The organism is Sorangium aterium, assembly GCF_028368935.1.
Taxonomy (GTDB): domain Bacteria; phylum Myxococcota_A; class Polyangia; order Polyangiales; family Polyangiaceae; genus Sorangium; species Sorangium atrum.
In genome coordinates, this window is sequence record NZ_JAQNDK010000007.1 from 459,100 (window position 1) to 475,820 (window position 16,721).

At 67.5% G+C, this 16,721-nt stretch carries 10 protein-coding genes; 7 read left to right on the top strand and 3 right to left on the bottom strand.

All coding sequences use genetic code 11. The features are described from left to right. The first annotated feature begins 54 nt into the window (after positions 1-54). Both POL72_RS49625 and POL72_RS49630 read left to right on the top strand, forming a co-directional pair. Positions 55-1,713, top strand: coding sequence for a DUF2254 family protein (locus POL72_RS49625; RefSeq protein ID WP_272104392.1), 1,659 nt, complete (start codon positions 55-57; stop codon positions 1,711-1,713). A gap of 195 nt (positions 1,714-1,908) precedes the next feature. After that, positions 1,909-3,558 carry a serine/threonine protein kinase gene (locus POL72_RS49630; protein ID WP_272104394.1) on the top strand — a complete coding sequence of 550 codons (1,650 nt, stop codon included), beginning with the start codon at positions 1,909-1,911 and terminating at the stop codon, positions 3,556-3,558. A 69-nt stretch (positions 3,559-3,627) separates the two neighbouring features. Here POL72_RS49630 and POL72_RS49635 read toward each other — a convergent pair whose 3' ends face one another. Next, positions 3,628-5,184 carry a helicase HerA domain-containing protein gene (locus POL72_RS49635; RefSeq protein WP_272104396.1) on the bottom strand — a complete coding sequence of 519 codons (1,557 nt, stop codon included), beginning with the start codon at positions 5,182-5,184 and terminating at the stop codon, positions 3,628-3,630. 251 nt (positions 5,185-5,435) lie between these two features. Continuing rightward, positions 5,436-6,176: an FxLYD domain-containing protein gene (locus POL72_RS51100; protein WP_272104397.1), complete on the bottom strand. Its 741-nt coding sequence runs from the start codon at positions 6,174-6,176 to the stop codon at positions 5,436-5,438. Positions 6,177-6,912: 736 nt separating this feature from the next. Here POL72_RS51100 and POL72_RS49645 point away from each other — a divergent pair. The 3 genes from POL72_RS49645 (at position 6,913) to POL72_RS49655 (ending at position 11,258) form a co-directional block, all read left to right on the top strand. Further along, on the top strand, positions 6,913-8,637 hold the full coding sequence (locus POL72_RS49645; protein WP_272104399.1) for a DUF1592 domain-containing protein: 1,725 nt from the start codon (positions 6,913-6,915) through the stop codon (positions 8,635-8,637). Positions 8,638-8,656: 19 nt separating this feature from the next. Beyond that, positions 8,657-10,288 (top strand): DUF1552 domain-containing protein, encoded by a 1,632-nt coding sequence (locus tag POL72_RS49650; RefSeq protein ID WP_272104400.1) that lies wholly within the window; start codon positions 8,657-8,659, stop codon positions 10,286-10,288. 205 nt (positions 10,289-10,493) lie between these two features. Continuing rightward, positions 10,494-11,258: a hypothetical protein gene (locus POL72_RS49655; RefSeq protein WP_272104402.1), complete on the top strand. Its 765-nt coding sequence runs from the start codon at positions 10,494-10,496 to the stop codon at positions 11,256-11,258. 198 nt (positions 11,259-11,456) lie between these two features. Here POL72_RS49655 and POL72_RS49660 read toward each other — a convergent pair whose 3' ends face one another. Next, positions 11,457-12,023 carry a hypothetical protein gene (locus tag POL72_RS49660; RefSeq protein WP_272104404.1) on the bottom strand — a complete coding sequence of 189 codons (567 nt, stop codon included), beginning with the start codon at positions 12,021-12,023 and terminating at the stop codon, positions 11,457-11,459. A 613-nt stretch (positions 12,024-12,636) separates the two neighbouring features. On the opposite strand from POL72_RS49660, the gene POL72_RS49665 reads away from it, so the two are divergent. Both POL72_RS49665 and POL72_RS49670 read left to right on the top strand, forming a co-directional pair. Further along, a complete protein-coding gene (locus tag POL72_RS49665) occupies positions 12,637-14,700 on the top strand; it encodes an O-linked N-acetylglucosamine transferase, SPINDLY family protein (protein ID WP_272104406.1) in 2,064 nt (687 codons plus the stop codon). 177 nt (positions 14,701-14,877) lie between these two features. After that, the gene (locus POL72_RS49670; protein ID WP_272104408.1) at positions 14,878-16,500 is read left to right on the top strand and encodes a DUF1552 domain-containing protein; all 1,623 of its coding nucleotides are present in this window, start codon (positions 14,878-14,880) and stop codon (positions 16,498-16,500) included. Positions 16,501-16,721: the final 221 nt, after the last annotated feature.

The window sequence follows — 16,721 nt, forward strand, 5'->3', positions numbered from 1 at the left end:
GGGGGGCAGCGTGGAGCGGGTCGGCAAGCAGGTCGACCAGGCGGTGGTCACCTGATGAGACCGGATCGGACCGCAGACGACGCCGATGGAAAGCGTCGCAGGGGCGCGACCGTGGCCCGCATCTGGCTGCGGCCGATGTCGTATCTCCTGGGCGTCAGCGTCGCGACCCTCGCCGCCGTCCACCTGCTGGACGTCGCGCGGCTCGAGAACGCGCACCTCTCGCTCTGGGAGGTGTTCGCGCGTATGTCGCCGGGCGACGCCGAGCACATCATGAGCGGCATCGGCGAGGTCATCGCCGCCATCCTCGGCATCGTCATCACGGTCGCGTCCATCATCGTGCAGCTCGCCGCGAACCGCTACACGCCGCGGATCACCGAGATGTTCTTCCGCGACCGGACGAACATGGTCGTGATGGGCTTCTTCGTCGTCAGCGCGGTGTTCTCGCTCTGGGTCAACTTCTCGATCCGCGTCGGCGGGGGCGGCCCGACCGAGGACGTCTTCGTCCCCGCCTACGGCGTCCTCGTCACGATGGCGCTGCTCACCGCGAGCCTGCTCATGATGGCGCCGTACTTCGGGTACGTGTTCGACTTCGTCGAGCCCGACAACGTGGTCCGGCGGATCAAGACGAGCGGCGTCGAGCAGGCGCTCCGGCCCGCCGGCGGCGAGAGCGACGGCGAGGTCGACGAGCGGCGGGTGACGGCGCTCTCGTCGCTGGAGCAGCTCGCCGACGTGGCGCTCAACGCGATCGACCAGAAGGACAAGGGGATCGCGTCGAAGACGATCGACTCGCTGTCGGAGCTCGTCGTCGCGTACCTGCCCCACAAGGCGACGCTCGACGCGCGCTGGTTCCAGATCCGCGATCGCCTCGCGAAGGACACCGACTTCGTGAGCATGAACGCCGAGGCGCTCGGCAAGCTGTCGACCGCGCGGACCTGGCTCGAATACAAGGCGCTCCGCCAGTTCTTGATGGTCTATCGCGAGGCGCTCACGGCGATGCCCGACCTCATCACGCGCATCGCCATCGACACGCGCTACATCGGGCAGACCGCCATCGCCGCTGGAGACCGGGCGGCCGTCGCGGTCGTCGTGAAGTTCTTCAACACCTACATGCGCAGGTCGCTCAACGCGAAGGACATCGCCGCGGCCTACAACAGCCTGAACCAGTACCGCTACCTCGCGGAGGAGCTGCTCAAGGCGGGCTGGGGGGACGAGGTCCTCGAGATCGCGCGTCATTTCAAGTACTACGCGCAGACGGCGCACGCGATGGGGCTCGCGTTCCTCACCGAGACCGTCGCGTTCGATCTCTGCGTGGTCAACGAGCGCGCGTACGACCTGCACGCACCTGCCCGGGACGAGCTCCTCCAGCTCTTCCTCGAGGTGGACAAGGAAGCGGAGCTCGATCAGCAGGAGCCGTCGCTCCGCGGCGTCCGCAAGGCGCAGGTCAAGCTCGCCACGTACTACCTGCAGAAGGGCGAGGAGGGGCTCGCGCGGAAGATCTACCGCGACATGCGCGACGAGCGGCCCGACAGGCTGCGCTCCATCCGCGCGGAGCTCCTGGCCGTGACGAGCAACGAGTTCTGGGAGATCAACGACCGGGGCGCCGTGTTCGAGTACATCGAGCCCGAGCGGCGCCAGCTCATCCACCGCTTCTTCGAGTGGTTCCCGGCGACGACCATGCGGGAGCCGATCCGCGAGGAGCACACGCAGGAGTGAGCGAGGAGTGAGCCGCGCCCTCTCGGTGAGGCGGGACCCAGTCCACGCAGGCTGTATCTGCGCCGGGCATCGACGCGGTGATTCCGGCGGCGCGCGGGCGGCGGTAGGATCGGGCATGCCTTGCTTGCACCCTCTCCACCCCGAGCAGGAGGGCTAGCCTCGACGGAGTCGAGATCGAGCGCTGCACACCACGAGATGCCCGCCTCCCGCCCGCGTCGCAAGAACGCCGAGTCCGATCCGCCGCCGGAGCTGTTCGCCGGCAAGTACCGGCTCATCCGGATGCTGGGCAAGGGCGGGATGGGGGAGGTATGGCTCGCCGAGGAGGGGCCTCCCGACGCCCGGCGCCACGTCGCGCTGAAGCGGCTGGTCCCGAGGCCAGGGCTCGGCGAGAGCGCGAGGGAGTCGTTCTTCGCCGAGGCGCTGGTGATCGCGCGGCTCGATCACCCGAACGTCGTCCGGCTGGTCGAGTTCGGGGAATTCGAGGGCTCGGTGTACCTCGCGCTCGACTACATCGACGGCCCCGCCCTCGATCGCGTGCTCAAGAAGGCGGGCGCGTTCTCGCCGCGCGCCGTGGCGTACATCGGCCGGGAGATGGCGAGGGCGCTCGAGGCGGTGCACGGCCTGTGCGAGGACGAAGGGCAGAGCTACGCGGTCGTCCACCGCGACGTCTCGCCGTCCAACATCCTGATCGGGCGGGACGGCCGCGTTTGCCTGACCGACTTCGGGGTCGCGCGGATACCGGGCCTCGCGGACGAGCAGTCCGACAGCAGCGTGTTCAAGGGGAAGCTCCCGTACATGCCTCCGGAGCAGGCGCGCGGGGAGCCGTTCGACGGGCGCGCGGACGTGTTCTCTCTGGGAATCACGCTCCTGGAGGCGCTGCTCGGCAGCCGGGTGCGCAAGGCCGAGACGCAGCGGCAGCTGATCATGGGCGTCGCGTCGATGCCGATCCCCCGCGCGCGCGAGCTCCTGCCCGACCTGAGCGCGCGGCTCTCGGCTGCGCTCGACGCGGCGACCGAGTTCTCCGTCGACAAGCGGACCGCCAGCGCGGGCAAGCTGGCCGGCGATCTGGAGCATGTGCTTCGCGAGATGGGCCACGGCGCCGAGCAAGAGGCCCTGAGCGAGCTGAAGGAGCACGTCGAGGCTTACATCGCGAGGACAGGCTCGCTGAGCGGCGCCGGCTACCGCGCCTCACCGTCGCTCCCTCCGGAGAGCGCGCCGAGACAGAGCTCGCCGGGCGTCGGGCGAAAGGCGCCGGCGGTCGCGACCACCTCCGCTGACCGTAGGTCGGTCCGCCCGTCATCGCCCGATGGACGGCGCAGCGTGCCTGCGGCGGGCCGGAGCGATGCCCCGCTCCCTCTCGGCACCGCGACGGGCTCGCTCTCGGTGCAGTACCTCGATTTCGACGGCCCGGACGAGGTGCCGCAGCGCCCGCTCCTGCACGCGATGTCGACGACGCCGGAGGGGGAGCTCCAGCGAGGGCTGGGCGCGGTCGAGGCTGCAGACGGCGTGGCTTCCACGATGAGCAGGCCGCCCGCCGCGAACAGGCCGACCGGAGCGAGCAGGCCGACCGGAGCGAGCAGGCCGGCCGGAGCGAGCAGGCCGCCCATCGCGAGCACGCCGCCCGTCGCGAGCAGGCCGCCTGGAGCGAGCACGCCGCCCGCAGGCAGCGAGCCGATCGCGGCGCCGGCGGTTCACACCGGCGGGGAGGTGGCGCCTGGGGAGGAGCCCGCGTCTACCGGGCTCAGCGCCGAGCAGCTGCGGCGCAAGCGGACGATCTTCTATGCAGGGCTGTTCGTGCTCGGGACGCTCGCGACGATCCGCCTGATCTTCGTCTCCTACTGCTAGCGCAGGTCGAGCTGCGCGCCGCGAGCGCCTGGGCGACCCCGTCAGGTCTCGGCACGGAGCCGTCTCTCGTCAGCCGCTCTGGATCGCGCGGAGCACGGCCGCCTCGTTGAGCGCGTGACGGCCGCCCTGGAGCGAGGCGAAGCCCGTGCGCGCGAGCGCGGCGAGCGCGTGCGCGGCGCGCCGGATCTCGACCTGGCTGCGCGAGCCGGCGCGGGCGGCGAGCTCCTCCGCGGTCAGCGCCGCGCCGCGGGCGAGCAGCTTCGCGGCCAGGGCGACGTGCGGCACGGACCGGGGGGATCGGCGCCGCGCGTGGCTCCTCGCGGCGCTCACCATCTGCTTGACGCCGCGCACCTCGAGCATCGTGTTCGCTGGCATCGCGAGATCCCGGAGCGACGGAGAGGCTGGCTTCGCGATGATCTTCACAGCCGGGCCGCCCGACGCCGCAGCGGGCGGGAGCGCGGGCGCCACGGGGACGCGGTCCACGGGCGCGCCGAGCGCGGGAGCCGCGGGGGCGCGCGGAGCGGCAGCCGCGGGTGCGCGCGGGGCGGCAGCCGCCGGCGCCTGCGCGACCTCGTCATGGCCGACACGCGCCACGATCTCGCTCTGGATCACCACCTTGACGACGCCGGCCACCTGGAGCGCGGTGCGCAGCCGCTCGGCCTCGGCCTCGGCGGCTCTGCGCGCCTCGTCGGCCCGGGCGAGCTGCTGCTGGAGGCGGCGGATCTCGGCCCGCAGCGCGGCGCTCGGATCCGGGCCGTGCTGGCTCGCGCTCTCGGCCGCGAGCGCCTCGCGCAGCTCGTCGATGAGCGTGCTCAGCGTGGCGTCCGCGACGCGCGGCGCGCCGCCGGGCTCACCGGTCCAGCTCGGCGCCTCGCCGCCGTGGGCCGTGTGGCGGGCGCGCCAGCGCTCGAATCGCCCGGCGGCGGGCAGGAAGAACTCGCCGGCCGGGAGCGCGCGGAACTCCTCGAACGTGTGCCCGTTGACGAGCGCCTTCACCGCGTCGTAGTCGCGCTCGATCTCGAAGCCGCCGATGGCGGGGAAGTTGAGCTGGCTCATGAGCTCCTTCGAGACCGCCTGCGTGCGCTGGCTGGCGACGACGAGGAGGACGCCGCGCTTGCGGCCCTGCTTGGCGAACCGGTGCAGGAGTTCGGAGGTGAGCGACGCCCCCGATTGAGGCGCGAAGACGTGCACCTCCTCGATCACGAGGGCCGCCGGGGCGCGGCGCTCCGACAGGAGGACCCAGAGCCGCTCTAGAAATGGGAGCGCGGCCTCTTGCTGGGAGCGGTTCGTCGGTTGATCCGACAGATCGACGATGAGGCCGAGCCCTTCGCCGAGCACCCTCGCGAGCGCGATCTCCGCCGCGCGCTCGCCGGAGGGCAACGGCAGGTCCGCGTGGGCGCCGCCGAGGACGAGGACGCGGAACCGCTCGCGCAGCGTGTAGAGCTCCCCCTCGGGATCGATCGCGACGATGGGGATGCCGGCCGCGAGCAGCTCCTCGCAGAGGACCCCGACGCCGAAGCTCTTGCCCCGGCCGGACGAGGCCCAGATGCCGACGCGCAGCCCGGTGCGCGCGTAGTCGGAGAGGTCGAGCTGGAAGCCGTCGCAGAGGGAGAAGATCGGGCTCACTGGGTCGCTTCGGGCCGGGGGTGGGATCGGCGCGCTCGGTGGAAGACTGTAGGCGAGCGCGCGACCGGGCGGGAGGCGAGGGCAGCGTCGCGGCGGAGTCGAAGGCCACGGGGCACGCCGAGCCTCTCTGCGATCGGGTGCGACGCGCCCCGCGGGCTCATCCGCGTCGTTCGGCTCGTTGCGGCGTAATTCCTGCGTCTCGTTCGCCTGCCCAGCGGCTGCACCCGGACCCCACGAACCTGCACCCCGCTTCACGGAGGAATCGAGACCGTCGGATAGGCGACGTGATCAACGCCGACATCGTCCACAGGTGTTGTCTCGAAGCTCCAGGTCCCGCCGGGCGGGATGTCGGCAGCCGCGCTGCTCGTCGCCATGCCCAGCGGCCGTCCGACGCGATTCACCGGGAAGACCGTTATCTTGGGGTCACTCACGGCCACATCGAGTCGGTTCTCGAGCGTGCCCGTGTAGGCGCTCCCGGCGCCCCTGCGGACGGTCTTCACGTCGCTGACGGTGACGGCATCGACAGGGACCACGTCCACGGTGAAGGCCGGAAACCTATGCTGCAGATACCCGAGCTCCTCTATCACGAGCTCGCCGGGAAGATCCGTTGAGCCAGTCATCGCAATCTCGCCCGGAGCGATGCAGGGAATCATCACGCCAGAGCCGTCGTCTATCCGATAGAGCCGGCCGCTGAGCAAGCTACCGCCCCAGGTCGTCACGAGCTGATCGGCCTTGTCGATGAAGTAAAACATCAGGCCGGCGTCGCAGGACGGGCTCTCTCCGTCGTTTCTGACAGCGGCGTAGAGCTCGGGACCCGTCGCCCCCTGCACCAGGGTGAAGGCAACCAGCTTGAGCCCGGCTCCTTCCTCGTCCATCTCGGTGCTGGACAAGCCCGCCGGCACGAAATGCAGGCCCCCGCCGGGGTCCTCGTCTTTTCCGCCCCCGCCCGTCCCCGAGCCGCTCGAGCCACCTCCCGCCTCGTCGCCGCCCACGCCTCCGCTGCTCGCGGTTCCGCCGGCTGGCAGGAAAACTCCACCGCTCCCCGACGAGCCGCCACTGGCAGTATCCCCGCCGCTGCCGGGTCCGCTCCCGGCAGTGCCCGCCCCATCATCGAGGGCGCTCCCCGAGCATGCGAGAGAGAGGGCAAGAGCGACAGCCCCGATGACGACCAAGGACTTTGATTGCATCCGCGCCCTTCCCATCGACCGCGTCGACGACGTCGCGAGCCAACCCGGCTATCCGGGCCAGAAATGACCGCCCTCACCGCAGATGACCCGATTGGCGTGGTGGCCCTCACGTCGGGTGATGCGGCGCGTTGTCCACGAATGAGGGTCAGAATGCCATGGTTGCACATTTGGGGACCTACTGGATTCGTGAGGTCTCTCCACTTCGTGGCGGCCCCGCTCGCCGAAGCGGCCGAGCAGAGCATGTTTATGGCTCCGATCGCGCCGCCGCGCCGCGTCGCAATGACGCGCCTGACGGCCCCTGCAGTGGCTCGCGGGCGTCGCTGTTCCGCAGGGAACTCGGCGTTCGCGCGCCTCTCGGGCAGCTTGTCGCGGTCGAAGCGGCATCAGCGCGCCGCTCGTACGCCGGCGTTTCACTCTCACGTCTCCAAGAGAAGCCGTCGGTCAGGTGCGCGTGATCTCGCGGATGGCGACCTCCGGGTCGACCCATCACTTTTGATCCGCTCCCATGATCACTCGGGCGCGGACCGGGAATAGTGAGGTCATGCGAACGTTGCGTCAACTATCGTACATTGGTACGACAACATTTTTGGCGTCATTAACCTTCCTCGCTGGCTGCACTGGCGAGATCGCATCCGGTGAGGATGAGGTCACCGGCGGCGGGAATACCACCGGCGGCAGCGGCAGCGGCAGCACCGGTTCGGGGGGCACGGACGAACCCGACAACGGTCCCCCCGAGGTCTGCATCCCCGGCATCCCGATGACGACCCAGATCCCGCGGCTGCTGAACCGGCAGTACGACAACACGGTGCGGGATCTCCTTGGCGTCACCACCGTCGACAGCAAGCTGCCGTCCGAGCAGCTCGTCGACGACTTCGACGGCCCGATGACCCCGGACGCGTGGCGCCTCTATCAAGAGGTCGCCGAGAAGATCGCCAAGGCAGTGATGGCCGGGCCGAACAAATCCAAGTTCATCAGCTGCGACCCTTCGGCGGCCGGCTGCTTGGAGCAGACCATCAAGACCTTCGGCCGCAAGGCGTTCCGTCGCCCGCTGACCGATCTGGAGGTGGCGCGATTCCAGAAGCTGGGCCAGATTACGCCGGCAGGAACGCCGGCCGAGGTCGCCGAGGCAACGCTGGTCGGCTTCCTCGTGTCGCCCTCGTTCATCATGCTCCCCGAGCTGGCGACCGACCAGGACGCGTCGGGTCAGGGCATCAAGCTGTCCAGCTACGAAGTGGCGACGAAGCTTTCGTACCTGCTCTGGGGCTCCGCTCCGGATGAGGTGCTGAGCGCGGCGGCCGACAACAACGAGCTCCAGACCAAGGAGCAGATCCTGGCCCAGGCGCAGCGAATGATCGCCGTGCGCGAGAAGACCGGGCCGCTCGTGACGTCGTTCCACCGCAACTGGGCGCAGATGAACAACGGAAACGCCCACTGGTGGAAGATGGATCACGACACCGAGACGTATCCGCTGTACTCCGACGCCGCCAAGCCCAGCTGGCAGGCGGAGCTCGACTCCTTCTTCGAGGACGTCGCGTTCGAGGGCGGTTCGTTCGACGACCTCCTCCTCAGCAATGTCGCCTTCGTCAACAAGGACAACGCGGCGATCTACGGGCTCGATCCTGCGAGCTACGGCACCGAGCTGACCAAGGTGGAGCTGGACGCCAACGTGCGGCCGGGCTTCCTGACGCGCGTCGGGTTCTTGAGCTCCTACGCGGGCTACGACGCCACGAGCCCGATCCTGCGCGGCGCGTTCATCTCGGTGTACCTGCTCGGTGTCAATCCGGGGCCGCCCATCCCCGGCGCAACCATGCAGACGGTTCAGGGCGACTTCGCGACGCAGCGCGCGCGCATCGAGAAGCTGACGGAGCCTGCGACCTGCAACGGCTGCCACTCGATCATCAATCCGCCGGGATTCGTGATGGAGGGCTTCGACGGCATCGGAAAGTTGCAGACGACCGATCCGCTCGGTGGAGCGATCGACGCGAGCGTCACGACGAACACCATCGACTTCGGCGACGGTAATGTGAAGGAGATCTCCTCTCCGTTGCAGCTCATGCAGGAGATCACTCAGCTCAAGAAGGCCAAGCAGCTCTACGCCGAGGCGTGGGTCTCCTACGCCTTTGGGCGGGATCCGAACGGGAAAGATAAGTGCGTCGTCGATCAGATCGACACCAAGCTGTCTGAGGGTGGCTACAGCATTCTCAACCTGCTGGCCGATCTCACTCAAGCGGATTCCTTCCGCGTGCGCGTCCGCGAAACGCCGTGAAAGCTGAGGAAACTTGACCATGAGCAAGCAACTGAACCGCAGAATCTTCCTTCGTGGCCTGGGCGGAGCCGCCCTGGCTGCGCCGTTCCTCAGCTCCGTGTGGGAGCGCGACGCCAAGGCCCAGAGCGCTTCCGGTGGGAAAGCGTTCATCGTGATGTTCACCCACTACGGGTGCGTCACGAACAAGTGGTTCCCCACGAAGACCCAGGGTGAGCTGACGGCTGCCGATCTCGAGTCGACGAGCCTCGCGGCCCTCGCTCCCTATGCGAAGAAGCTCCTCATGCCGCGCGGCATCCGCTCGATGAACGAGTGGACCTCCAACATGAAGCGTGGACAGGGGAACGACTCCCACACGCAGATCGTGGGGTCGTTCTTCACCTGCCAGCCGGTCACTCCGAACAGCAACGACCCGTTCAGCTTCAACCAGGCGACGAAGTTCAACGCGAAGCCTGTCGGTCCTTCGCTGGATCACGTCATGGCCCAGCAGCTCAGCCTGCAGGGCACGCCGTTGCTCATGGCCACGGCTGGCCAGAACGACAACTCCCAGTCGGCGATCTCCTACTCCGCCGCCGAGACCATCTACAGGGGCCTCAACGCGTCGCAGGCCTTCAGCAGCCTGACGGGCCTCTTCCAGGCGGGGCAGCCGATGAATCCGGACACCTACGCGACGCTCCGTGGCAAGAGCATCCTCGACCTCGTCAAGGATGATCTGCAGACGCTCGAGCGGTTCGATATGAGCCAGGCCGACAAGCGCAAGCTCGCAGCCTGGAAGGAGCTCCTCAACCAGACAGGGACGGTCGTGGCCTCCGCGCAGTGCAGCGAGGAGCTCGGCGTGATGCTCGGTGCGACGTCCGCGAACGCCTCCAAGGCGGCGGGCGGTGGCCTGGGCGTCGACGTCCTCACGACCAAGGTCTCCGGCGATCTGGATGGAGCGGATATCTATTCGGCCATCGCGGCGCTCGCGGCCGCCTGCAACGCCAACCCCGTCATTTTCCTGAAGTACCCGGGAAACTACAATTTCAAGGGGCTCGGCATCACCATGGAGTCGCACTCCCTCTCGCACCGCCTCGACAATGCAGGTATGACGGGCAGCTGCCTGCCCAACGCGCTCGAGTGGCTCGTCAAGGTGGACACGTATTACGCGCAGAAGTTCGCGAAGCTCGTCGGAATGCTCGACAGCATCCCCCAGGGGAATGGGCAGACGGTCCTCGACACCAGCGTCGCCATCTGGTTCAACGAGATGTCGGACGGTAACGCGCACAACCTCAACAACGCTCCGATCATTCAGGCCGGCAGCGGCGGCGGGTACTTCAAGCAGGGTCAGATCATCAACGTCGACCCCGGGTCGACCCCGACGCAGGGCAACAGCCTGTCGCAGTGCGCCAACGGCTCCGGCCAGGTCAACGGTATCAATCAAGGCACCGGGACCGATCCGAAGGTCGGTAACGCGCCGATCAACAAGTACTTCTGCAACATCATGAACGCCATGGGTGTGAAGGCGGGTGCGGATGGCTTCCCTGCGAAGGGTGGCTCCGCGGAGGTGACCAAGTTCGGCTATTCCGACAAGACGGAAGAGTTCATCGGCGGCAAGGGCGCGGTCGCCGGCGCCTCGATCAAGAATCCGGGCGGGTTCACGGAGCTCAAGGCCTGAGCGCTCTCGGGGCCAGGTCCTGAACACCCCGACGAGTTCGGGTCCAAAGACCCCTTCTTCCCGAAGGGGTCTTTGTGTTTGTGCGCCGTCGGTGACCGCGGGTATCGAGAATCCGCCGCTCGCTGTGGTGTGTCTCACTTTGCGACTTTGTGCTGCTCGACGATGGCGGACAGCGATAAGCTGGACATCTCTTCTCATGTTCCTGATGGCGAAGCGTCTCCTCATCCCGGCTGCGGTGCTCCTCCCGCTGGCCTGCTCGAGCGAGGCGAGCGAAGGTGCCGGGGTGGGCGAGGACACTGGTGACGACGCGCTCGTCGTCCCGGAAGACCTCACGATCATGGCGCTCCCCGGCGGAAACGGCGTGCTCAACGTGATCGCGCTAACTCTTCGCAGAGGGCCGACCAACACCGAGCTCTACGCCGCCTTGAGGAACGACGGGGATACCCCGGCCTGCAGCGCTGCCCTCTCCGTCGAGCTCTACAACAAGGCCCAGCAGTCCGTGGCATCCGGGATCAACGGGCTGCTGACTCAGCATTTCTATCGAGTCACGGACGGCTCGGACGCGATCGCCGCGTGCGTGGGTCCAGGTGACGTGACCATGACCGCGGTGACGGATCTGCCCTCGGACATCGTGATCGAAGACGTGGGATACGTCGTCTACCGGTGCCCTTACTTTGCCCTCGACGTCGTTCCCATCGATGGCCTCACCATCAGCGACGTGAAGGCCGTGACGGGTGGCTCCGGCACGGCGTACACGGGCACGCTCTTCAACGGACTCGACGTCGCGGTGAACGATCCCTCCGCCACGGTCTTCTCGGTCAATCGCGTCGGGCGTCCGCTCGGCGTGGCGATCGCCAGCGGCGCAGTCCAGGTGCCGCCGGGCGGCAGCTGGGCCTTCGAGACGAACACCGTGGAAACGCCCGGAGCTGATCAAGCCGCATATCCGGCAGGCGCGATGGCAAAGCAGTAGACCATCCCATGAGCCGCTCGGCTAACCCTGACACGAGGCGTTTCCGAAAAGCAGCCGGCGCCTGCGCGCGTGCAACCCAGGGCACGCGTGTGCGGAGACGCGTCACGCGCGGTGAAGGAAGCTGCCGTCGAAGGCAGCTTCCTTCACGCTGCGCCTGGAGGGCGCCGCAACCCGTCGGCGGCTACTCGCCAAGCACTGCTACTCCTGAGCGCCGTCGGCGATCCATTGCGTGAGCGCCTGGATGTAGTCCGGGGGTATGCACTTGGAATCCCCATCGTTGACGCATTCAAGGGGCATTCGCGGAGTTGCGCCGCACGGCCCCTTCAGGATCTTGATGAGCCCGCTCTCTTCCGGATTACCGGGATTGATGAGATCGCCGCAATTCTTGGTTGTGTGAGAGCTCACCCTCGTGTGAAGCTCTCCGTCGATCATCAAGTTCAGGGGGTTCATGTCGTCGTTATGGCAACCCGCCCCGAAACAGGCGTTTTGTATGACGAACTGCAGCGTCTCGAACGTCGGTTCGATCTCGCTGCCGCTGCCGGTCGAGCCGCCGTCGCCACCGGTGCTCGCGCTGGTCGAGCCAGCCCCGCCCGAACCGCCGGACCCGACCGCGCTCGAGGTAGACACACTGGCGCTCGTGCTGCTGGCATCCGTGCCGCCAGCGCCTCCAGCGCCGGTATCGTCAGGGTCGTCGGAGCAGCCTGGAAGCGGTGACAGGACGGCGACGAATGCTACCGCGATGAAGCTTGAGATTCGAACTTTCATGGTTCACGACGAGGATGGTGAGAGAGAAGGTTTAGCTCTCGTTCCCGTTGGATCGAAGCAAAAGGCTTCGAGCTTCGGAAGGCAGAGGCGACGTGCGATCTCTGACCGCGTCGCCCGTGGGCAAGAGCTGCGCGAGGCGAGAAACGTCCTCTTGTACGGATAGAATGAGCAAACGCGAGCCGAAAATCAAGCGGTTCGTGGGGGCCATGCTCGTGTACAGCCCTGCTGTACGCGTCGATTGACATTCGTGCCTTGTGCCCTCCAGCCGGTCTCACGTGTCCAAGAGCGCCTCTCAAGACCACGCGTGACCAGGTTACCAGATAGCCGGGGTCGTGCGCATCGCGTCGTTGCTCCTCGTCGCACCATCTCAGCAGGGCTCGTCGCCGCGCCTCGCGCTGCGCCCGCGCTCGGCTGCTTGGCTGGGTCCGGCACGAGCCGCGTCGGGGGGCAGGAGATCCAGACGCGAACCGGATGTCAAGCGCCTCGGAGTGGCCGTTTCATCGTACAGCCATGCTGGACGCGCTGGTTGAACTACAAACCGCCTTGCGCCCAGCGCCCGGGCGCAGCCATCCTTCGCAGCGACGACTCGCACTCCTCCGACAAGGAGCTCCCCGTGACCGCCGCTTCGCTCTTCGAATTGGCAGTGCAGTTTCATCGAGCCGGGCAAGTCGATCGAGCAGAGCTCCTCTATCGCGGCGTGCTCGAGCAAGCGCCCGGGCATGGCGATGCGCTGTTTCTCCTCAGCGTGCTCGCCGCCCAAGCCGGTCGGCTCGCGGAGGCTGGCGGGCTCCTCGAGCGAGCCGTCCGCGTCGCCCCGAACAACGCCCTCTACCTGTCGCATCTCGGCGACGTATATCGCTGTCTCGGCCGGAGACCCCAGGCGGTCGCCGTGCTGCTCATGGCCGTCGCTCGAAAGCCCGACTTCGCCGAGGCGGTGTTCAACCTCGCTCTCACGTTCGAGGAGCAAGGCGACCTGGATGCGGCGGCGGTGTGCTACGAGCGCGCCCGCGATCTCGAACCCGGCTTATTGCAGGCGGGTGAGCGCCTCGCGAGCCTGAAGGGCAAACGGGACGCGTCGGCCGCCGGGGTCGGTCCGGCAGCGGCGCGCAGCCCCGAATCGAGCTTGAGCGCGTCCGACGCCCTGGCGGCCCTCGGCGAGACGCTGCGCCTCGGCGGCCGGCCGGACGACGCCGCGGTCTGGTACCGCGTGGCGCTGAGGCTGAATCCGCGGATGGCGAACGCGTACACTGCGCTCGGCGCGATTCACGCGGACGCAGGACGCTTCGACGAGGCGATCGACGATCTGCGTCGAGCGCTCGAGATCGACCGGAGCTTCCATGTCGCTCGGGAGTACCTCGCCACCGCGCTCGGCGAGTCGGGGCTCCTCGACGAGTCCCAGGCGATGTACCGCGAAGCCGTCGCCCTGTGTCCCGACGATCCCGCTGCTCACAGCGCTCTTCTCTTCAACATGCCGTTCTGGCCGAACGTCACCGAGAGCGACATCCTCGCCGAGGCGCGCGCGTGGAATGCGCGGCATGCCCGCCCCCTCGCCGCGCAGGCTCCCCCACACACAACCGATCGCTCCCCCGACCGGCGGCTCCGCATCGGTTACGTGTCACCCGACTTCCGAACCCACGTCCAGTCTCTCTTCACGATCCCCCTGTTCCAGAACCACGACCACCGGCAGTTCGAGATCTTTTGCTACTCGAGCGCGGACAGGCCGGATAACCTGACCGAGCGCATCCGCGGATACGCGGATGTTTTTCGCGAGGTCGCCGCCCTGGACGACGCTGCCCTGTCCGAGGTCATCCGACGGGATCGGATCGATATCCTTGTCGACCTCACCATGCACATGACCGACCGCCGCGTTCTGGTCTTCGCCCGCCGGCCCGCGCCCGTTCAGGTGTGCTGGCTGGCGTACCCCGGGACGACGGGCCTCGAGTCGATGGACTATCGCCTGTCCGATCCCTTCCTCGATCCCCTCGACGCAAAAACGGACGTCTACTCGGAGGAGACCCTCCGGCTCCCCGACTCCTTCTGGTGCTACGACCCGCTCACCGACGTACCCGACGTGAGCTTTCTCCCCGCTCTCGCGGAGGGGAGAGTCACCTTCGGCTGTCTGAACCACTTCAGGAAGGTGAATGAAGGGGTGCTTCGCGTCTGGGCGAGGGTTCTGGCCGCGGTGCCCAGGTCGCGGCTCACGCTCATGGCGCCTCAGGGAAGGGCGCGGGACCGGGTGCGCTCGATCCTCGCGGAAGGGGACGTCCAGCTCGATCGGATCGAGTTCGTCGATCGGTGCGGGCGGCTCGACTACCTGCGAAGGTACCGCGAGATCGACGTCTGTCTCGATACGTTCCCTTCCAACGGCCACACCACGAGCCTGGACGCGCTGTGGATGGGCGTACCGATGGTGACCCTCGCAGGTGAGACCGTGGTCGGCCGCGCCGGCGTCTGCCAGGCGATGAACCTGGGCCTGCCGGAGCTCATCGCGACGACTCAGGAACACTACGTTCGGGTCGCCAGCGCGCTCGCCGGGGACCTCGAGCACCTGGGCGAGCTTCGCCGCACGCTGCGCGATCGCATGAAGCGATCGCCGCTCATGGACGGCCCGCGCTTCGCCCGCAACCTCGAGTCGATCTACCGCGACATCTGGCGCCGGTTCTGCGCTCGAACCTGAGGCGAAGGCCGCTCGACGAACGCGCCCGGCCGGACGAATTACAAATACGTTCGCGGGCCCGCGGGGATTGCAGGGGTGATGGAGAGGTGGCACGCGCGGGCATCCGGAGGGCGTTCCGGGTGGCAGCCGGGCGGCTACTTCCATTGAAGCGAGAAAAGTACGACCATGGCAAAGCGTGTGAACCGAAGAATTTTCCTCCGGGGGCTGGGCGGAGCTTGCGTCGCGGCGCCGTTCCTCGGCTCGCTCACCGACCGCACCGTGATGGCGCAGCCGGTCACGCCACCGAAGCGGCTGATCGTGATGTACACGCACTATGGCTGCATCACGACGCGGTGGTTCCCGAGGAAGTCGCACGGCCCGCTCACCGCCGCGGACCTCCAGTCGACGACGCTCAAGCACCTGGCGCCGTACGTGGACAAGCTCCTCATGCCCCGAGGCATCCGCGCGATGAACGAGTGGACGGTGGGGCTGGAGCGGGGGCAGGGGAACGATCGCCACTTGCAGGTGAACGGGTCGTACTTCACTTGCCACCCGGTCACTCCCAACAGCGACGACCCGTTCAGCTTCGACCAAGCGACGAAGTTCAACGCCAAGCCGACCGGTCCCTCGCTGGACCACGTCATCGCGCGACAGCTCAGCCCGCAAGGCATTCCGTTGCTCTTGAACACCGCTGGTCAGAATGACGGCGCTTTCTCGGCGATCTCCTACTCCGCCGCCGAGACCCTCTTCAAGGGCCTCAACGCGTCGCAGGCCTTCAGCAGCCTCACGGGCATCTTCGAACCGGGGAAGCCGACGTCTCCGGACACCTACGCGGCGATGCGCGGCAAGAGCGTCCTCGACATCGTGAAGGATGATCTGCAGAGGCTCGAGCGGCTCGACATGAGCCGTGCCGACAAGCAGAAGCTCGCGGCCTGGAAGGAGCTCCTCGACGCGACAGGAAGCGTGGTGGCTTCATCGCAGTGCGACGCCTCCCTCGCCATGGCGCTCGGCGCGACGCAGGAGAACGTCGACCTGGCGAGCACGACCCCGAGCGTCGACGACCGGCTGACGCGGCGAATCTCGGATGGTCTGGACGGAGCGGACCTCCATTCGAACCTCGCCGTGCTCGCGGCGGCGTGCAACGCGAACCCTGTCATCTTCCTGAAGTACCCCGGGACCTTCCTGTTCAAGGGGCTCGGCCTGGAGTACGAGAGCGCCAGTATCTCGGGTCGCCTGGACAGCGCGAACATCACGGGGACCTGCGTCCCGGGGGTGCTCGACATGCTCCTCAAGATCGACGACTACTATGCGAGGAAGTTCGCCCACCTCGTCGGCCAGCTGAACCGTATCGACGAGGGGGACGGGACGCTCCTCGACAACTGCGCGGCGGTCTGGTTCCAGGACGTGTCGGACGGCTGCGCCCGCAACCTCAACAACATGCCGATCCTCCAGGCCGGCAGCGCCGGCGGCTATTTCAAGACCGGCTGGGCCGTGAACGTCGACGACGGCTCGCCCGATCTAACGACCGGCAACAGCGAGATCACGTGTGCCCCTGGCACGTCGGACCAGGTCGACGGGGTCTCCCAGGAAACGGGGACCGATCCGTCGCTCGCCAACGCGCCGATCAACAAGTACTTCTGCAACTTGATGAACGCCCTTGGCGTCAAGGCAGGCACGGATGGTTTCCCGGCAAAGGGCGGTTCGGAGCCGGTGACCCACTTCGGCAGGTACGACCGGACGGAAGACTTCATCGGTGGCGGGACCAATCCTTCCACCATCCACGATCCAGGCGAGTTCACCGCGCTCAGGGCGAACGCCTGAGCGGTCTCGTTCCCGAGCCTGTCGCGCGCTCGAGTGATGAGTGCGCCGCGTGGGCCCGGTGCTCCGGCGCTCCGCGCTCATGACACGTTCTCGTAGAGTCATGCGCGAAGATTCTGCCGCGCGAGCGGCCGCAAAAGCGATTGCGGGCGCCAACTCACCGAATCGGGGGCTTGCTGGTTGTGCCGCGTTGGAATCCTGCGCTAGGGGATCAGTTCTGTGCG

Excerpts from the sequence above, each read along its gene's own strand:
- POL72_RS49625 (WP_272104392.1), top strand. The coding sequence starts at position 55 with ATGAGACCGGATCGGACCGCAGACGACGCCGATGGAAAGCGTCGCAGG.
- POL72_RS49630 (WP_272104394.1), top strand. The coding sequence starts at position 1,909 with ATGCCCGCCTCCCGCCCGCGTCGCAAGAACGCCGAGTCCGATCCGCCG.
- POL72_RS49645 (WP_272104399.1), top strand. The coding sequence starts at position 6,913 with ATGCGAACGTTGCGTCAACTATCGTACATTGGTACGACAACATTTTTG.
- POL72_RS49650 (WP_272104400.1), top strand. The coding sequence starts at position 8,657 with ATGAGCAAGCAACTGAACCGCAGAATCTTCCTTCGTGGCCTGGGCGGA.
- POL72_RS49655 (WP_272104402.1), top strand. The coding sequence starts at position 10,494 with ATGGCGAAGCGTCTCCTCATCCCGGCTGCGGTGCTCCTCCCGCTGGCC.
- POL72_RS49660 (WP_272104404.1), bottom strand. The coding sequence starts at position 12,023 with ATGAAAGTTCGAATCTCAAGCTTCATCGCGGTAGCATTCGTCGCCGTC.